The 16,630-nt window shown below is 70.8% G+C and carries 14 protein-coding genes and 1 riboswitch; of the genes, 6 read left to right on the forward strand and 8 right to left on the reverse strand.

Annotated features, from left to right (window positions below; genetic code table 11):
- Positions 1–78: 78 nt before the first annotated feature.
- The 8 genes from AB0G63_RS29340 to AB0G63_RS29375 all read right to left on the reverse strand — a co-directional run bounded on the left by AB0G63_RS29340 (position 79) and on the right by AB0G63_RS29375 (position 10,296).
- Positions 79–1,392, reverse strand: coding sequence for a dipeptide ABC transporter ATP-binding protein (locus tag AB0G63_RS29340; protein WP_360756206.1), 1,314 nt, complete (start codon positions 1,390–1,392; stop codon positions 79–81).
- Positions 1,393–1,406: 14 nt separating this feature from the next.
- Positions 1,407–2,504, reverse strand: coding sequence for an ABC transporter ATP-binding protein (locus tag AB0G63_RS29345; protein WP_360756209.1), 1,098 nt, complete (start codon positions 2,502–2,504; stop codon positions 1,407–1,409).
- On the reverse strand, positions 2,501–3,499 hold the full coding sequence (locus AB0G63_RS29350) for an ABC transporter permease (RefSeq protein ID WP_360756211.1): 999 nt from the start codon (positions 3,497–3,499) through the stop codon (positions 2,501–2,503). Before AB0G63_RS29350 ends, AB0G63_RS29345 begins: the two co-directional genes overlap by 4 nt.
- A 142-nt stretch (positions 3,500–3,641) precedes the next feature.
- On the reverse strand, positions 3,642–5,444 hold the full coding sequence (locus tag AB0G63_RS29355) for an ABC transporter substrate-binding protein (protein WP_360756214.1): 1,803 nt from the start codon (positions 5,442–5,444) through the stop codon (positions 3,642–3,644).
- Positions 5,445–5,514: 70 nt separating this feature from the next.
- Positions 5,515–6,522, reverse strand: a complete 1,008-nt coding sequence (locus tag AB0G63_RS29360) for an ABC transporter permease (protein ID WP_360756216.1) — start codon at positions 6,520–6,522, stop codon at positions 5,515–5,517.
- A 306-nt stretch (positions 6,523–6,828) separates the two neighbouring features.
- Positions 6,829–7,623: an enhanced serine sensitivity protein SseB C-terminal domain-containing protein gene (locus AB0G63_RS29365; protein ID WP_360756219.1), complete on the reverse strand. Its 795-nt coding sequence runs from the start codon at positions 7,621–7,623 to the stop codon at positions 6,829–6,831.
- Between the two features lie 153 nt (positions 7,624–7,776).
- Positions 7,777–8,574, reverse strand: coding sequence for an enhanced serine sensitivity protein SseB (locus AB0G63_RS29370; protein WP_360756222.1), 798 nt, complete (start codon positions 8,572–8,574; stop codon positions 7,777–7,779).
- Between the two features lie 1,053 nt (positions 8,575–9,627).
- Positions 9,628–10,296 carry an AAA family ATPase gene (locus AB0G63_RS29375; RefSeq protein ID WP_360756225.1) on the reverse strand — a complete coding sequence of 223 codons (669 nt, stop codon included), beginning with the start codon at positions 10,294–10,296 and terminating at the stop codon, positions 9,628–9,630.
- Positions 10,297–10,474: 178 nt separating this feature from the next.
- A riboswitch (glycine riboswitch) is annotated at positions 10,475–10,608 on the forward strand.
- Positions 10,609–10,792: 184 nt separating this feature from the next.
- Here AB0G63_RS29375 and gcvT point away from each other — a divergent pair.
- The 6 genes from gcvT to AB0G63_RS29405 all read left to right on the forward strand — a co-directional run bounded on the left by gcvT (position 10,793) and on the right by AB0G63_RS29405 (position 16,520).
- On the forward strand, positions 10,793–11,911 hold the full coding sequence (gene gcvT / locus AB0G63_RS29380) for a glycine cleavage system aminomethyltransferase GcvT (RefSeq protein WP_360756228.1): 1,119 nt from the start codon (positions 10,793–10,795) through the stop codon (positions 11,909–11,911).
- A gap of 133 nt (positions 11,912–12,044) precedes the next feature.
- A complete protein-coding gene (gene gcvH, locus AB0G63_RS29385; RefSeq protein WP_360756231.1) occupies positions 12,045–12,422 on the forward strand; it encodes a glycine cleavage system protein GcvH in 378 nt (125 codons plus the stop codon).
- 15 nt (positions 12,423–12,437) lie between these two features.
- Positions 12,438–13,703 (forward strand): serine hydroxymethyltransferase, encoded by a 1,266-nt coding sequence (glyA, locus tag AB0G63_RS29390; protein ID WP_360756234.1) that lies wholly within the window; start codon positions 12,438–12,440, stop codon positions 13,701–13,703.
- Between the two features lie 151 nt (positions 13,704–13,854).
- The gene (locus tag AB0G63_RS29395) at positions 13,855–15,222 is read left to right on the forward strand and encodes an L-serine ammonia-lyase (protein WP_360756237.1); all 1,368 of its coding nucleotides are present in this window, start codon (positions 13,855–13,857) and stop codon (positions 15,220–15,222) included.
- Between the two features lie 108 nt (positions 15,223–15,330).
- The gene (locus AB0G63_RS29400) at positions 15,331–15,888 is read left to right on the forward strand and encodes a glycoside hydrolase family 25 protein (protein WP_360756239.1); all 558 of its coding nucleotides are present in this window, start codon (positions 15,331–15,333) and stop codon (positions 15,886–15,888) included.
- Positions 15,889–15,977: 89 nt separating this feature from the next.
- On the forward strand, positions 15,978–16,520 hold the full coding sequence (locus tag AB0G63_RS29405) for an MOSC domain-containing protein (protein WP_360756242.1): 543 nt from the start codon (positions 15,978–15,980) through the stop codon (positions 16,518–16,520).
- The last annotated feature ends 110 nt before the right edge of the window (positions 16,521–16,630 follow it).

The following is a 16,630-nucleotide window of genomic DNA, read 5'->3' on the forward strand; positions in this document are numbered from 1 at the left end:
CCAGAAACAAACCCCCGCCTTGCAATGCAAGGCGGGGGCTCGCTGAGGGTTTGGCTGCTTCGAACGCTGCCTCGGAGGTTACTTCTTGAGCGGGTCCTGCCCGTCGGTGCCCTCCGCGGCGGCGCCGGAGCCCGCCTCGGCCTCGGCGTCCTGCGGCTCGTCGCCGGAGGCCGCCGCGGGAGCCTTGTGGAGACCCTTGTGGACACCGGGCTCCTCGGCGCCGGCCTCGGCCTCCGCGACCTCCGCGGCCACCGCGGCCGACGTCGCCGCCGACTCCGCCAGCACCTCGTCGGACACCAGCTCCGCCGCCTCCTTCGCGGCGGTCAGCAGCACGGTGTCCTGCGGGGCCTGGTCCTCGAAGTTCTCCGGGTGGTGGCAGGCCACCTGCTGACCGGGCTTCAGCTCCAGCAGCGGCGGCTCGGTCGTCCGGCAGATCTCCGTCGCCTTCCAGCACCGGGTGTGGAAGCGGCAGCCGCTTGGCGGGGAGATCGGCGACGGCACGTCGCCGCGGAGCAGGATGCGCTCGCTCTTGGCGTTCTTGCGCCTGGGGTCCGGGATCGGCACCGCCGACATCAGCGCCTTGGTGTACGGGTGCATCGGCGCCCGGTACAGCGCGTCCCGGTCGGCCAGCTCGACGATCTTGCCGAGGTACATCACCGCGATCCGGTCCGAGACGTGCCGGACGACCGACAGGTCGTGCGCGATGATCACGTACGTCAGGCCCAGTTCCTCCTGGAGGTCGTCGAGCAGGTTGACGACCTGGGCCTGGATCGACACGTCCAGCGCGGAGACCGGCTCGTCGGCCACGACCAGCTTCGGCTTCAGCGCGAGCGCGCGGGCGATGCCGATGCGCTGGCGCTGGCCGCCGGAGAACTCGTGCGGGTAGCGGTTGTAGTGCTCGGGGTTGAGACCGACCACCGACAGCAGCCGCTGGACCTCCTTCTTGATGCCGCCCTCGGGCGTGACGCCCTGGAGCTTGAAGGGGGCGCCGATGATGGTGCCGATGGTGTGGCGCGGGTTCAGCGACGAGTACGGGTCCTGGAAGATCATCTGCACGTCGCGGCGCAGCGGACGCATGCCGCTCACCCCGAGGTGCGTGATGTCCCGGCCCTCGAACTCGATCCGGCCGCCGGTCGGCTCCAGCAGCCGGGTGATCAGCCGGCCCATGGTCGACTTGCCGCAGCCGGACTCGCCCACGACGCCGAGCGTCTCGCCGGACTTGACCTCGAAGTCGAGGCCGTCGACCGCGTGCACGGCGCCGACCTGCCGCTGGAGCAGGCCCTTCTTGATCGGGAAGTGCTTCTGCAGCCCGGTCACCTTCAGCAAGGTCTCGCCGGGGGCGGCGTTCTCCGCGGTGGCCACGGCGCCTTCGCTCTGCGCAGGGATGCTCACTGCTTTGTCCTCGCTCACAGCTTCGGCGCAATCTCTTCGATCCAGATACGCTCCCGCTGCTCCTTGGTCATGTGGCAGGCGGCCCAGTGCTGGCTGCCGACCTCGGTCAGCTCGGGGCGGACCGTGCGGGTGGTGTTGTCCTTCGGTACGTCCGCGTACGGGCAGCGCGGATGGAAGGCACAGCCGGACGGCAGGTTGATCAGGGAGGGCGGCGCCCCCTTGACCGGGACCAGCCGGTCCTGCTGCTCACGGTCCAGACGCGGCATCGAGCCGAGCAGGCCCCAGGTGTAGGGGTGGCGGGGCTCGTAGAAGACCTTGTCCGCCGGGCCCCGCTCGACGCAGCGGCCGCCGTACATCACCAGGATGTCGTCGGCCAGTTCGGCGACGACGCCCAGGTCGTGGGTGATGACGATGACCGCGGAGCCGAACTCCTTCTGCAGGTCGCGGATCAGGTCGAGGATCTGCGCCTGGACGGTCACGTCCAGGGCGGTCGTCGGCTCGTCCGCGATCAGCAGCTCGGGGTTGTTGACCAGCGCCATCGCGATCATCGCGCGCTGGCGCATGCCGCCGGAGAACTCGTGCGGGTAGCTGTCCACCCGCTTGTCCGGCTGCGGGATGCCGACCCGGTCGAGCATCTCGATCGCACGGCGCCGGGCGGTCTTCTTGTCGACGTCGTGGTGGATGCGGTACGCCTCCACGATCTGCTGCCCGATCGTGTAGTACGGGTGCAGCGCCGACAGCGGGTCCTGGAAGATCATCGCCATCTCGCGGCCGCGCAGCTTGCGCACGTACTCGGGATCGGCGGACAGCAGCTCGGTGCCGTCCAGCCAGATCTCGCCGGAGATCTGCGCCTTGCGCTTGCCGTACTGGCCGGCGGTGTGCAGGCCCATGATGCCGAGCGAGGTCACCGACTTGCCGGAGCCGGACTCGCCCACGATGCCGAGGGTCTTGCCCTTCTCCAGGTGGAAGCTGAGCCCGTCGACGGACTTGACCAGGCCGTCGTCCGTCGGGAAGTGCACCTTGAGGTCGCGCACCTCCAGGAAGGACGTCGGGGCCGGCGAGGCGGAGGTGGGCTCGCCCACGGCTGCTCCGGTCTTGCTGAGTTCGGTCATGCGAGCCTCACTCGGGGGTCGATCACGGCGTACAGGATGTCCACCACGAGGTTCGCGATCAGCACCGCGAGGGAAGTGATCAGGGTGACGCCCAGGATGATGGGCAGGTCCTGGTTCTTGATGGCGGTGAGCACTTCGCGGCCGAGACCGGGCAGGTTGAACGTCGACTCGGTCAGGATGGCGCCGCCGATGAGGGCGCCGAGGTCCATGCCGAGCATCGTAAGGATCGGCGTCATCGTCGAGCGCATGGCGTGCTTGCGGATGACGACCTGCTCCTTGAGTCCCTTCGCGCGGGCGGTGCGGATGTAGTCCTCGCCGAGGATCTCCAGCATGGTGGCGCGGGTGATCCGGGCGTACATCGCCGCGTACAGGAACGCGAGGGTGATCCAGGGAAGGATCATGCCGCCGAACCAGCCGCCGAAGCTCTGGTCGAGCGGCACGTACTGGGCGTCGATCCAGTTCAGCCCGTAGGCGAAGATCGCCAGCGAGAGCATGCCGGTGAAGTAGATGGGCAGGGAGACACCCGACAGCGCGATGACCATCGCGCCGCGGTCCCAGATGGTGCCCCGCTTCAGGGCGGAGAGCACACCCGCCGCGACACCGAAGACCAGCCACAGCACGGCGGCACCGAGCGCGAGACCCAGGGTCACCGGGAAGCGGTCGGTGAGCACCGGCCAGACCGACTGCTCACTGCGGAAGGAGTAGCCGAAGCACGGCGCGGCGCACTGGGTGACGTCGCCGCCGCCCGAGTAGGTGCGGCCGACGAAGACACCCTTGAAGAACTCCCAGACCTGGGAGTAGATCGGGTCGCTCAGTCCGAGCTTCTGCCGCACCGCTTCGACGGAGGCCGGGTCGGCCTGCTTGCCCACGAAGCTCGCGGCGATGTCGACGCCCGCCCACTTGGGGACGAGGAAGAAGATGCCGAAGACCACCATGATGATGACCACGAGCATCACTGCGGCGGCGAACAGCCGCCTGATGAGGTAAGCGAGCACAGCTAACGGCCCGCCGCGGACCGCGGGCCACCTGCGGTCTCCCCCAGTGCCTCATGAGCGTGGGAGGTGTCCCCAGGTGACCCGCGGTCACGCCGCGCCGGCCTTCACCTGCCTTTCGTGCCGTACGGCGGGTGTGCCGGGTTTACTTCGCGGACTTCAGACCGAGGTTGACGAAGTCGTACATGCCGCTGTAGTTGTCCGACGTGTAGACGTTCGCCAGGTTGTCCGAGCGCCAGTTGATGAACTTCTCGAAGACGAAGGGCAGGTAGTAACCGCCCTCCATGACCTTGTGGTTGATCTCCGTGGAGATCTTGGTCTTGCCGGCGTCGTCCAGCGTCGTGACGTACTGGTCGAACAGGCCGTCGATCGCCTTGTCCTTGATCAGGGCGTAGTTGTTGTTACCGCTCTGCAGGATGTACTTGCTGTCCCACAGCGGCAGACCGAAGCCCTGGACGGTCGGGAAGTCCGGACCCCAACCCATGATGATGATGCCGTAGTTCTTCTTCTTGACGTTCGACGGGCTGCCGATGATGCCGGCGGTCTGCGAGCCGTCGTACTGGTCGATCTGGGCGTTGATGCCGACCTTCTTCAGCGACGCCTGCAGCGACTGGGCCGTGGCCACCTCGACCGGCTTGTTGTTGCGGACCGCGATGGTGGTGGAGAAGCCGCTCGGCTTGCCGCAGGCCTTCAGCTCTTCCTTGGCCTTGGCGGCGTTGCCGCTCTTGTTGGCGCCGGCGAGCTCGTACGGGTCGTACTTCTGGCCCTCGGCACCCGGGACGGACGGCGGCAGCATGTTGGTGCCGATGTCGCCACCGGCGACCGGGCCACCACGGGCGGTCTGCAGCGACACGTGGTCGGCGCCGTAGATCACGGCCTTGCGGCAGTGGATGTTGTCGAACGGCTTCACGCTCTGCGGGAAGACCGCGTAACGGATGTAGCCGGAGACCGGGTTGTCCAGGTTGGCCTTGTGCTGCTTCAGAGCGGTGGTGCGGCCCTGCGGCGACATGCCGGTCTGGTTGATGTCCAGGTCCAGGTCACCGTTGAGCAGACGCTGGTCGAGCTGGTTGGCGTCCGAGTAGAACGTGACCGTGATCTTGTCCGGGTACGCCTTGCGGACCGGGTCCGAGGCCTGCTTCCACTCGGGGTTGCGGACCAGGGTCAGGCTCTTGCCCGGGCTGTACGACTGGAACTTGTACGGGCCCGAGGAGAACGGGTGCAGGCCGTACTTGGACTTGGTGTCCTTGTCCTGGCGGACCGGGGACGCCGACACCAGGCCGAGCACCTCCTCGAAGTCCGAGTTGGCCTTCGGCAGGTGGAAGACGATCGTCTTGTCGTCGGGCGTCTCGATCGACTTCAGACCCAGCTTGTCCTTGGACGAGTCCTTGTACGGGCCCTTGTACGTGCCCTTCGGGTCCAGGAAGTCCTTCAGGTAGGTCGGACCGCCGGACAGCACGTCCTGCGCCCACACGCGCTCTATGCCGTACTTGACGTCCTTGGACGTGATCGGCTTGCCGTCCTCCCACGTGACGCCGTCACGCAGGTGGTACGTGTAGGTCTTGCCGTCGTCGGTGACCTTGGCGAGGCCGTCCGCGAGGTCCGGGGTCAGCTCGGCGCCGGCCTTGCCCGGCTCCGTCTTGCCCGTGACCAGCTGACGGCTGTAGTAGCGGGCGAAGTTCCACATGAAGCCGTAGTAACCGCGCGTGGTGTCCCACGAGTCGGCGTCCTGGGCGCCACCGAACTTCAGCGTGCCACCCTTCTTGGCGAGCGATGCCTGGGCGACCTTGTTGTTGGCGGCGTCGAAGCCGGCCGCACCGGTCTTCGACCCACCACCGTTGTTGTCGTCGTCGCCGCCGCCGCCGCACGCTGCCGTGGTCAGCAGCGCGGCGACCGCGGCAGCAGCGGCCAAAGCCTGCTTACGCCGCCCTGAGGTGCGTTGGGTAGTCACGATCTCGGATCCTCCGGATTTGATGAGAGACCCCGTGCAGGTGCCACGGGACGCTTTGCGGTACGGCGGTTCAGCGGGAGCCCTTCGGGTCCAGCGCGTCGCGCACGCCGTCGCCGAAGAGGTTGAAGGCGAGGACGGTGATGAAGATCGCCACGCCCGGGACCACCATGTACATGGGGTCCGACTCGTAGTAGTCGATCGCGCTGGAGAGCATCTGCCCCCACGAGGACGTGGGCGGCTTGACGCCGACACCCAGGAAGCTGAGGGCCGCCTCGGTGAGGATGTTCGTGGGGATCATCATCGTCGTGTACACGATGATCGGGGCGACCAGGTTGGGCAGCAGCTCCTTGAACAGGATGTAGAACTGCCCCGCGCCCAGCGACCGGGCAGCCTCGACGTACTCGCGCTCGCGCATCGAGAGCGTCTGGCCGCGCACCACGCGTCCGATGTAGGGCCAGCCGAAGAAGCCGATGACCAGGATCATCACGAAGACGCGCACGCTGGAGCCGGTCAGGCCCAGCATGTTGGACGGCATGACGGAGACCAGGGCGATGGTGAACAGCAGCTGCGGGAAGGCCAGCAGGCCGTCCATCACGCGGCTGATCAGGGAGTCGACCCAGCCGCCGAAGAAGCCGGCGAGGATGCCCAGCACGGTGCCGAGGACGACGGCGACCACGGCGGACAGGAAGCCCACCAGGAGGGAGACCCGGGCGCCGTAGAGGATGCGGGCGAGGATGTCGCGGCCGTTGACCGGCTCGACGCCCAGCAGGTGCTCGCCGCTGACGCCGCCCAGCGAGCCCTTGGGGGTGCCGAACAGCGGGTCGATCAGGCTCTCGTGGTAGGCGTCCGGGTCCTGGCCGAGCAGGCTGGTGATCACCGGCGCGAGCAGGGCGAGCGCGATGAGGACGAGCACGACGACGCCGCCCGTGAGGGCGAGCTTGTCCCGCTTCAGGCGCTCCCAGGCGATCCGGCCCAGGGAGCGCCCCTGTACGGCCTTCGCTCCGGCGCTGGCAACCGCCGCTTCCTCGGCCGCGCTCGGGGCCGCTTCCGCGGTCGGCTCGTGCAATGGTGCCGTCATCTGGCAGGGACCCCTCTCAACCGGCGGTAGCCGGCCCGCACTTGCCGCTGTAGCGGCGTCTTCAGTCCGTCGTACACAGGGGCGAAGGCCCCTGGAGCGGGAGTCTTCAACGCTTTGGCGATCTGTTGCCAGACTTGACGGGGAAAGGATGCGTAAACGTGATGCGGGCTGGAGGGTTCCGTTATCCGGACAGTGGGTAGCGAGGGTCGGACAGGGACGGGTGTGACTATATGGGACACGGGAGGATCTTACGCCGCCATCTACGCGCGAAGAACAGCACCCCCTACGGGCGGGCTGTGAGGTCTCTCAGTATGCGCCGTGGGCCGGCGGATAGCCGTATCCGGCCGCCGGGGCCTGCGCGGGGGCCGCGTGCGCCTCACGGTCGTAGAAGGGGCGGGCGTTCGCCCGCAGCCACATCGCGACCGGGTCGTGGCCGTCGGACATCGCCACGGTCGACACCGGCAGTCCGTCCGGCACCGCCCCGATGGACTGCTGCATCATCGCCCGCACCGAGTCCACCGCGGGCGGCGAGGTGTCGTACACGTCCAGACCGATGGCGAGGTACGGCGCCCCGAGCGCGGGCTGCACCCAGGCGCGGCGCAGTGAGCGGACGGCCGGGGTACGGTGGGCGTTCTGCGCGAGCAGCGCGTAGAACTGCGGGATCTCGATCCCGGGCTCCGACAGGCGCAGCGGGCCCGCCGGCTGGCGGTCGAGGCCGGTGGCGATGCGGCGCAGGTCGAGCCAGGGGATGCCGACGCCGCCGCCGGGGGCGTGCGGGTTGAGCCAGAGGCCGTAGTGGTCGGGGTACAGGGTGCGGGCCACGTCGAGCCCGTCGACGACCTCGTACGATCGGTTCCAGCCACTGGCCGACAGCTCCTGCGCGGAGGTCACGCAGGGGGCGTAGCTGAAGCCGTCGACCTCCATGTTCCCGTACTGGGCGTCGGGGGATCCGGCCTGGCCGTGCCAGAGCAGCATCCAGACCTGGCCGGAGGACGGGGTCGCGAGCGCCCTGAGCAGCGCCTCGTAGGCGTCGTAGCGCCCGGGCGTCACCTGGCGCAGCATGTGCTCGACCTGGCCGGTCGTGGTGCCGCTGGCGCTCACCTGTACCGCCCCTCCTGAAGGTTGCTGCGGATATGGAACCAGCTTAAGCGCCCGGGGGGCCGGGGCCCCGCGACCGGCGGCGAGTACGTGTTCGCCTGGGCCGGTCGCGCGGCCTTCCCCGTCCCCGCGGGCAGGCCGCCCGTGCGGCAGCGGTTACCGGTGGTCCCGCGTGTAGAACGGCCGGACCTGGTCGCGCATCCAGACCGCCACCGGGTCGTCGGTCACGTCCAGCAGGACCAGGTTCACCGGCCACCGGGTGGGGACCTTGGCCAGCGCCCGGCCGAGGGCCTCCAGGGGCAGCGCCCTGAAGTCCCCCTCCCACTGGGACAGCTCCACGCCCACGAACATCGCCGGGTCCGCCGTCTCGATCGCGGCCAGGCAGCGGCGGGCCGTGGTGACGACGCCGGTGCCGGCGAACTCCTCGGCGGCCGCGGTGAGGAAGTCGACCGGGTCGTCCTGCCAGTCCGGTTCGAAGAGGCGGACGCGGCCGCCGGCTCCGGGGCCGTCCAGCGGGGTGCGGCCGGCCCGGCACAGCTCGGCCACCGCGGCCGGCGGGAGCGGGATGCCGACCACGCCGTCCGGGTTCACGGCGATGCCGACCTGCGGCGGCAGACCGCGGGCGAACTCGACGGCCGGCGCGATGGTGTACGACATGTGGTTGCCGACGACCTGGCGGAACTGCTCCTCCGAGCTGAAGACCGGCACGTACGCCTGTCCGTCGATCTCGAGGGTGGGCAGGTCGAGGGGGCCGCTGTCCGGGCCGCCGCCGTTGGGCAGCGGCACCCACACGAAGCTGCGCCCCAGCACCTCGACGATCCGCCCGCCGGCGGTGGGCACGCCGAGGGAGGCGGAGAGCACCTCCTCCAGCTCGTTGCCGGGCCATCCGCCGTGCGGATGGGGGTGCGCCTGTGCCGGTATGTCCGCGGGGAAGCCCGCCGCCGGGAAGTCCATCTGCCTACCGCCTGCTTGGAACCTGCTGTGGCTGAGAAGGCTAACGGGTCACGCCCGCCGAGCGGTCGGCCCATGAGCCCACGTCGGCCGCGGGCTGTACGACCGGGGCGCCGACGCGGACCTGCGGCGGCCACCGGTTGGGGGCCGACGGGTGGTGCGATGCCGGTGCCGGCGGGTTGCCGGTGCCGACTGCCCGGCGGCCCACGCGTGCAGCCCCGGTCGGCCGGGGAGGCCCGGCAGCACCGCCGCAGACCGGCCGGCGAACCGACGGAACCGATCGCCTGCCGGCCCCGACGACCCGGCAACCCACCCGAGCACCTGCCCCCGGACTGACGAGCACCGCCCGGCAATAACCGCCGCAGACCGGCCGCGAAACCGACAGGACCGATCGCCTGCCGGTGCCGTCGCCTTGCCTGCCGGCGCCGTCGGCCCGGCAATCCGCCCATGCTCGCGGCCCCGTTGGGCCGGGGACGGCCCGGCGCCGGCCGGAGGCCGGTCGCCATGCCGGCGGAGGCCGGTCCGGCCGACCGGTCGCAGCACCCCGGGAAGGCCGTCGGCCACACCGCCCGAGTCCGCCCGCAGGACTGCGGGGAACCTGTGTCGGGCCGGTGGAGGCCAGTTGGGTGCCGCCGCCGACTGCCCGGCAGTCGGCCCGTACTTGCCTTCCGGGCCGGCCGGAGGCGGTCCGGCAGCACGACCGGAGGCCGGTCGCCGTACCGCCGGGGTCGGCCGCGAGACCGGCCGAACCCGTCCGTGAGCCCCAGGAGCCGGCCGAGTCACCGAGCGCCCCGGCTCGGCGACACCGCCGAGTGGGCCGGGCGCGTGATGCCTGGTGGGCGCACGGCATGGTGCGAGGGGCGGTGGTGCGCGGTGCGGTGGTGCGCGGTGCGGTGGTGCGCGGTGCGGTGGGCGTGCGCACCGCACCGCGGCGGGTGGCGTCCGGCGGCGGACGCACGCGCCGCGACGGTTGGCCGGGCGCGGCGGTTGGCCGGAGGCAGTTGGTGGCCGGAGGCAGTTGGTGGCCGGAGGCAGTTGGTGGCCCGAGGCAGTTGGTCAGCCGGTGAAGGCGATTCTGCGGAGGGCGCCGGAGGCGGGGCGGTCCAGGAGGATCGCCGAGCCGCAGCCGTCGGGCAGATCGCCGCGTTCGACCGCGCGGAGCAGGCGGGACACGGCCGCGCGGTGCCGGGCGAAGGCGTAGCGGGAGACGCCGCGGCCCCGCTCCCGCTGGCCCTCCAGCGCGGCCTCGGGCGCGACGTCGAGCAGGAGCAGGTGGAGGGTGCCGCCGCGGCGGCGGGCCTCCCGGGAGAGCCAGCCGCGCACCCACGCCTGCGTGCCGCAGTCGTGCACGACGACGCCCTCGCCGGAGCGCAGGGCGCGGCGCAGTCCCGCGTAGTGGGCGAAGCGGACCAGGGGGCGGTAGACGGCGTAGGGCAGGAAGCGTGGCACGCGGCGCTCCCAGCGGTCGCGGGCGTCCTGGGAGTCGATGCGGACGCCCACCACCGCCCGCTTCATCAGAGTGGACTTGCCGCTGCCGGGCAGTCCGGTGACCACGACGACGTCGCGGGAACCGAACAGCAGGGCGTGCGGGCTGCGGCCGGGTCGCTCGCGCAGGTCGCGGACGACCGGCGCCGGCCGGGCCGCGCACCGCTCGCGGGCCGGAGCCGCGGGCTGGTCGGGCAGCGCGAGAGCCGAGGTCGTCGCATACGCCGTGGGCCTTGTCACCGTGATCGTCCTCCCTGCGGGGTTCAGAGAGCTTCTCCCCACCGAATGTAAAAAGAAGGTAATCCACACTGTCTCCCGGTTCGGTACGTTTACGGCCACAGGCCTGTCACAAGTAGCCGCCTGCCCACCATCCGGCGAGGCGTGCGATGATGTGCCCGCCAACTGCATACCGGCCGTTTGAATCCGCGCGGGAGAGTTCCCGGCAGCACGTAAGCGTCGCCGCGTTTCGCGTCGCCACGTGCGCCTCACCGGGACGCCGAAGGAGCAAGTCCCTCCCTTGAATCTCTCAGGCACCGTTACCGCGCGGGCGAGGCACATCTGAAAAGCGGGCCGCTGTCGACCAGCGGCTCCACCCAAGGTGCAAGCCGTGATCCCGTCCCTGGTCATGGCGAACCTCTCAGGTTCCGATGACAGATGGGGAGGAACGACCTCGCTTCCCCATGCTCGGCTTCGCTCGCATGGGGGGACCCCCATCGCCCTGGGAGACGACCGACCGATGAGCAGTACCGAACTCCGTCGCACCGCCCTCGACGCCGTGCACCGCTCGCTCGGCGCGACGATGACCGACTTCGCCGGCTGGGACATGCCGCTGCGCTACGGCTCCGAGCGCGACGAGCACAACGCCGTACGCACCCGGGCGGGCCTGTTCGACCTCTCCCACATGGGCGAGATCGCCGTCACCGGCCCGCAGGCCGCCGCCCTGCTCGACCACGCCCTGGTGGGCGACATCGGCGGCGTGCGGACGGGCCGCGCCCGCTACACCATGATCTGCCGCGAGGACGGCGGCATCCTCGACGACCTGATCGTCTACCGGCTGGCCGAGACCGACTACCTGGTCGTGGCCAACGCCTCCAACGCCCAGGTCGTCCTGGACGCCCTCGTCGAGCGCTCCGCCGGCTTCGACGCCGAGGTGCGCGACGACCGGGACGCCTACGCGCTGATCGCCGTCCAGGGCCCCGAGTCCCCCGGCATCCTGAAGTCCCTCACGGACGCCGACCTCGACGGCCTGAAGTACTACGCGGGCCTGCCCGGCACGGTCGCGGGCGTGCCGGCCCTGATCGCGCGCACCGGCTACACCGGTGAGGACGGCTTCGAACTGTTCGTCGCCCCGTCCGACGCGGAGAAGGTGTGGCAGGCGCTGACCGAGGCGGGCGCGCCCGCCGGACTGGTCCCCTGCGGTCTGTCCTGCCGCGACACGCTGCGCCTGGAGGCGGGCATGCCGCTGTACGGGCACGAGCTGAGCACGTCGGTGACGCCCTTCGACGCCGGGCTCGGCCGGGTCGTGAAGTTCGGCAAGGAGGGCGACTTCGTGGGAAGGGCGGCCCTTCAGGAGGCCGCCGACCGGGCCGCCGCCGAGCCTCCGCGGGTCCTCGTCGGCCTGGTCGCCGAGGGCCGCCGCGTCCCGCGCGCCGGGTACCCGGTGGTCGCCGGCGGCGAGGTGATCGGCGAGGTCACCTCCGGCGCCCCCTCCCCCACGCTGGGCAAGCCGATCGCCATGGCGTACGTGGACGCCGCGCACGCGGCGCCGGGCACCCCCGGGGTCGGTGTGGACATCCGGGGCACCCACGAACCGTACGAGGTCGTGGCGCTGCCCTTCTACAAGCGGCAGAAGTGACACCGTCGTAGCCGCGCGAGTGCCACCGTCGTAGCCGCGCGCGCGTGACACGGCGCACATCGCGCCTGCTCACGCACGTTCTTCGCAGTCCCCCACCCACCAGCAGTTCCCCGCGTACAGGAGAATTCAGGCCATGAGCAACCCGCAGCAGCTGCGTTACAGCAAGGAGCACGAGTGGCTGTCGGCCGCCGAGGACGGCGTCGCGACGGTCGGCATCACCGAGTTCGCGGCCAACGCGCTCGGCGACGTCGTCTACGCCCAGCTCCCCGAGGTCGGCTCCACGGTGACCGCGGGCGAGTCCTGCGGCGAGCTGGAGTCGACCAAGTCCGTTTCCGACCTGTACTCCCCCGTCACCGGTGAGATCACCGAGATCAACGAGGACGTCGTCAACGACCCGTCGCTGGTGAACTCGGCCCCCTTCGAGGGCGGCTGGCTGTTCAAGGTCCGCGTCGCCGAGGAGCCGTCCGACCTGCTCTCCGCCGACGAGTACGCCGCCCACACCGCCGGCTGAGGAGTCGTTCCCTTCATGTCCGTACTGAACACGCCCCTGCACGAGCTCGACCCGGAGGTCGCCGCCGCGGTCGACGCCGAGCTGCACCGCCAGCAGTCCACGCTCGAGATGATCGCCTCGGAGAACTTCGCTCCGCTCGCGGTCATGGAGGCCCAGGGCTCGGTCCTCACCAACAAGTACGCCGAGGGCTACCCCGGCCGCCGCTACTACGGCGGCTGCGAGCACGTCGACGTCGCCGAGCAGATCGCCATCGACCGGGTCAAGGACCTGTTCGGCGCCGAGTACGCCAACGTCCAGCCGCACTCGGGCGCCTCCGCCAACCAGGCCGCCCTGTTCGCGCTGGCCCAGCCCGGGGACACCATCCTCGGCCTGGACCTCGCGCACGGCGGCCACCTGACCCACGGGATGCGGCTGAACTTCTCCGGCAAGCAGTTCGACGTGGTGGCCTACCACGTGGACTCCGCGACCGGCCTGGTCGACATGGCCGAGGTCGAGCGGCTGGCCAAGGAACACCGGCCCAAGGTGATCATCGCGGGCTGGTCGGCGTACCCGCGGCAGCTGGACTTCGCCGAGTTCCGCCGGATCGCGGACGAGGCCGGGGCGTACCTGTGGGTCGACATGGCCCACTTCGCCGGTCTGGTCGCCGCCGGTCTGCACCCCAACCCGGTCGAGCACGCCGACGTCGTCACCTCCACCACGCACAAGACGCTGGGCGGCCCGCGCGGCGGCATCATCCTCGCGAAGAAGGACTTCGCGAAGAAGCTCAACTCCTCCGTCTTCCCGGGCTTCCAGGGCGGCCCCCTGGAGCATGTGATCGCGGCCAAGGCGGTGTCCTTCAAGGTCGCGGCGAGCGAGGAGTTCAAGGAGCGCCAGCGCCGTACCGTGGAGGGCGCGCGGATCCTCGCCGAGCGCCTGACGGCGGCGGACGCCCGCGAGGCCGGGGTGAACGTGCTGTCCGGCGGTACGGACGTGCACCTGATCCTGGTCGACCTGCGCGAGTCCGAGCTGGACGGGCAGCAGGCCGAGGACCGGCTCCACGAGGTCGGCATCACGGTCAACCGCAACGCCGTCCCGAACGACCCGCGCCCGCCGATGGTCACCTCGGGCCTGCGCATCGGCACGCCCGCCCTGGCCACCCGCGGTTTCGGGGCCGAGGACTTCGCCGAGGTGGCGGACGTCATCGCGCAGGCGCTGAAGCCGTCCTACGACGCGGCGGCGCTGAAGGCCCGGGTGAAGGCGCTGGCGGACAAGCACCCGCTGTACCCCGGTCTGAACAAGTAGGCCCTTCCGGGCACCTTTCCGGGCACCCGTCCGGAAGGGTGTCCGAACCCGTGGTTCCTTTCCGCGCGGTGCCCCGCACACTCGTAGGCGAGTGGGGCGCCGCGCGAACACCCTCCCGCACCTCCCACATCCCCGTTCCCGAGGAGTCACCGTGGCCGTCTCGGTCTTCGACCTGTTCTCGATCGGCATCGGCCCGTCCAGCTCCCACACGGTCGGCCCGATGCGCGCGGCCCGCATGTTCGCCCGCCGGCTGCGCAACGAGGGCCTGCTGGAGGCCGTCGCGTCCGTGCGCGGCGAGCTGTACGGCTCCCTGGGCGCGACCGGCCACGGCCACGGCACCCCGAAGGCGGTGCTGCTGGGCCTGGAGGGCGAATCCCCGCGCACGGTGGACGTGGAGACGGCGGACCAGCGGGTGGCGGACATCAGGGAGTCGGGCCGGCTGCGGCTGCTCGGCGAGCACGGGATCCCGTTCTCCTTCGACGACGACCTGGTGCTGCACCGCCGCAAGGCGCTGCCGTACCACGCCAACGGCATGATCCTGCGGGCCCGCGACGCCTCGGGCGCCGAACTGCTGTCGAAGACGTACTACTCGGTGGGCGGCGGCTTCGTCGTCGACGAGGACGCGGTGGGCGCGGACCGCATCAAGCTGGACGACACGGTCCTGAAGTACCCGTTCCGCACGGGCGACGAACTGCTGCGCCTGACCAAGGAGACGGGCCTGTCGATCTCCGCCCTGATGCTGGAGAACGAGCGGGCCTGGCGCACCGAGGAGGAGATCCGGACCGGGCTGCTGGAGATCTGGCGGGTGATGCGGGAGTGCGTGTCGCGGGGCATGTCCCGCGAGGGCATCCTGCCGGGCGGCCTGAAGGTGCGCCGCCGCGCCGCCGTCTCGGCCCGCCAGCTGCGCGCCGAGGGCGAGCCCCTGGCGCACGCGATGGAGTGGATCACGCTCTACGCGATGGCGGTGAACGAGGAGAACGCGGCCGGCGGGCGGGTCGTCACCGCACCCACGAACGGCGCGGCGGGCATCATCCCCGCGGTCCTGCACTACTACGTGAACTTCGTGCCCGGCGCCGACGAGGACGGCGTGGTCCGCTTCCTGCTCGCGGCCGGCGCCATCGGCATGCTCTTCAAGGAGAACGCCTCCATCTCCGGCGCCGAGGTCGGCTGCCAGGGCGAGGTCGGCTCCGCCTGCTCGATGGCGGCGGGCGCGCTGGCGGAGGTGCTCGGCGGATCGCCCGAACAGGTCGAGAACGCCGCGGAGATCGGCATGGAGCACAACCTCGGCCTCACCTGCGACCCGGTCGGCGGCCTGGTCCAGATCCCCTGCATCGAACGCAACGGCATGGCCGCGGTCAAGGCGGTCACGGCCGCCCGGATGGCGATGCGCGGCGACGGCTCGCACAAGGTGTCCCTGGACAAGGTGATCAAGACGATGAAGGACACCGGCGCCGACATGTCGGTGAAGTACAAGGAGACGGCGCGGGGCGGGCTCGCGGTGAACATCATCGAGTGCTGAGGGCGCCGGAGCCGGTCCACCGCGGCCGACACGCGGGGGCGGGCGGTTGACGGTTCAGGTACGGGGTACAACTCCTGTCCCGCCGACGGAAATTGTGGGAGTCCCCCGATGCTGCGCGGTATCGACGTGAGTGCGTATCAGTCCTCGTCCTTCGACACGGACGGTCTCTCCTTCGTCTTCGTCAAGGCGACGGAGGGCCGTTCCTACGTCAACCCCAGGCTCGCCGCCCAGACGAAGCGGGCCCGGGACGCCGGTCTGGTCGTCGGCTTCTACCACTTCCTGTGGCCCGGCGACCTGCAGGCCCAGGCCGAGTACTTCGTCAAGCACGCCCCCGAGAAGGCGGGCGACATCCTCGCCGTCGACTGGGAGACCACGGGCGACGGCACGCACGCGTCCAACGCGCAGAAGGACTCGTTCATACGCAAGGTGAAGGCGCTGCGGCCGCACCACCGGGTGGTGCTCTACTGCAACCGGAACTTCTGGCTGAACATCGACACCACGTCGTACGCGGGCGACGGCCTGTGGATCGCCGACTACGTCACCGCGGGCGAGCCGCGCATCAAGGCCAAGTGGCGCTTCCACCAGTACGCCGGCACACCGCACGACAAGGACGTCGCCGCCTTCGCCAGCAGGGACGCGCTGCGGGAGTGGGCGGGCGGCGCGTGACGGGCACCCGTCCCGCGGGAGCGGACCGGCCCGGCGAGTAGGGTCGTGACCTGCGGCGGACGGCCGCCGCGGGGCAGAGGGGAGCCGACGTGGACGGAACGGTGGGGGCGGTCAGCCGGAACGGGGTGTACTCGTTCACCAAGCCGAACCGGGAGAGCATCACGCTGCTCGCCGGGCTCGGGGTGGAGGGGGACGTGCACGCCGGGGAGACGGTGAAGCACCGGTCCCGGATGCGGAAGGATCCCGCGCGGCCGAACCTGCGGCAGGTGCACCTGATGCACGAGGAACTGTTCGACGAGGTCCGCGCCGCCGGGTTCGAGGTCGCGGCCGGGCAGCTCGGGGAGAACGTCACCACCCGCGGGATCGATCTGCTGGGGCTGCCCACGGGCACCCGGCTGCGCCTCGGGGAGGACGCCGTCGTCGAGGTGACCGGGCTGCGCAATCCGTGCGCGCAGATCGACGGCTTCCAGAAGGGCCTGCTGAAGCAGGTCGTCGAGCGGGGCGCGGACGGGAGCGTCCGGTTCAAGGCCGGGATCATGGGCGTCGTGGCCGCCGGGGGCGTGGTGCGGCCCGGAGACCCGATCACCGTCGAGCTGCCGGACGGGCCGCACCGGCCCCTCCACATCGTGTGAGGCGCCCCGGCCCGCCCGCCCGGCGGGCCGGCGCCCTGGGGCCCGTCCGCCGGACGTTCCGGTTGTCCAGCCACTCGTCGTCCGGCGCGTTGTCCGACCACAGGTAGTGG

It is taken from the genome of Streptomyces sp. NPDC020996 (genome assembly GCF_040641355.1).
GTDB lineage: Bacteria > Actinomycetota > Actinomycetes > Streptomycetales > Streptomycetaceae > Streptomyces.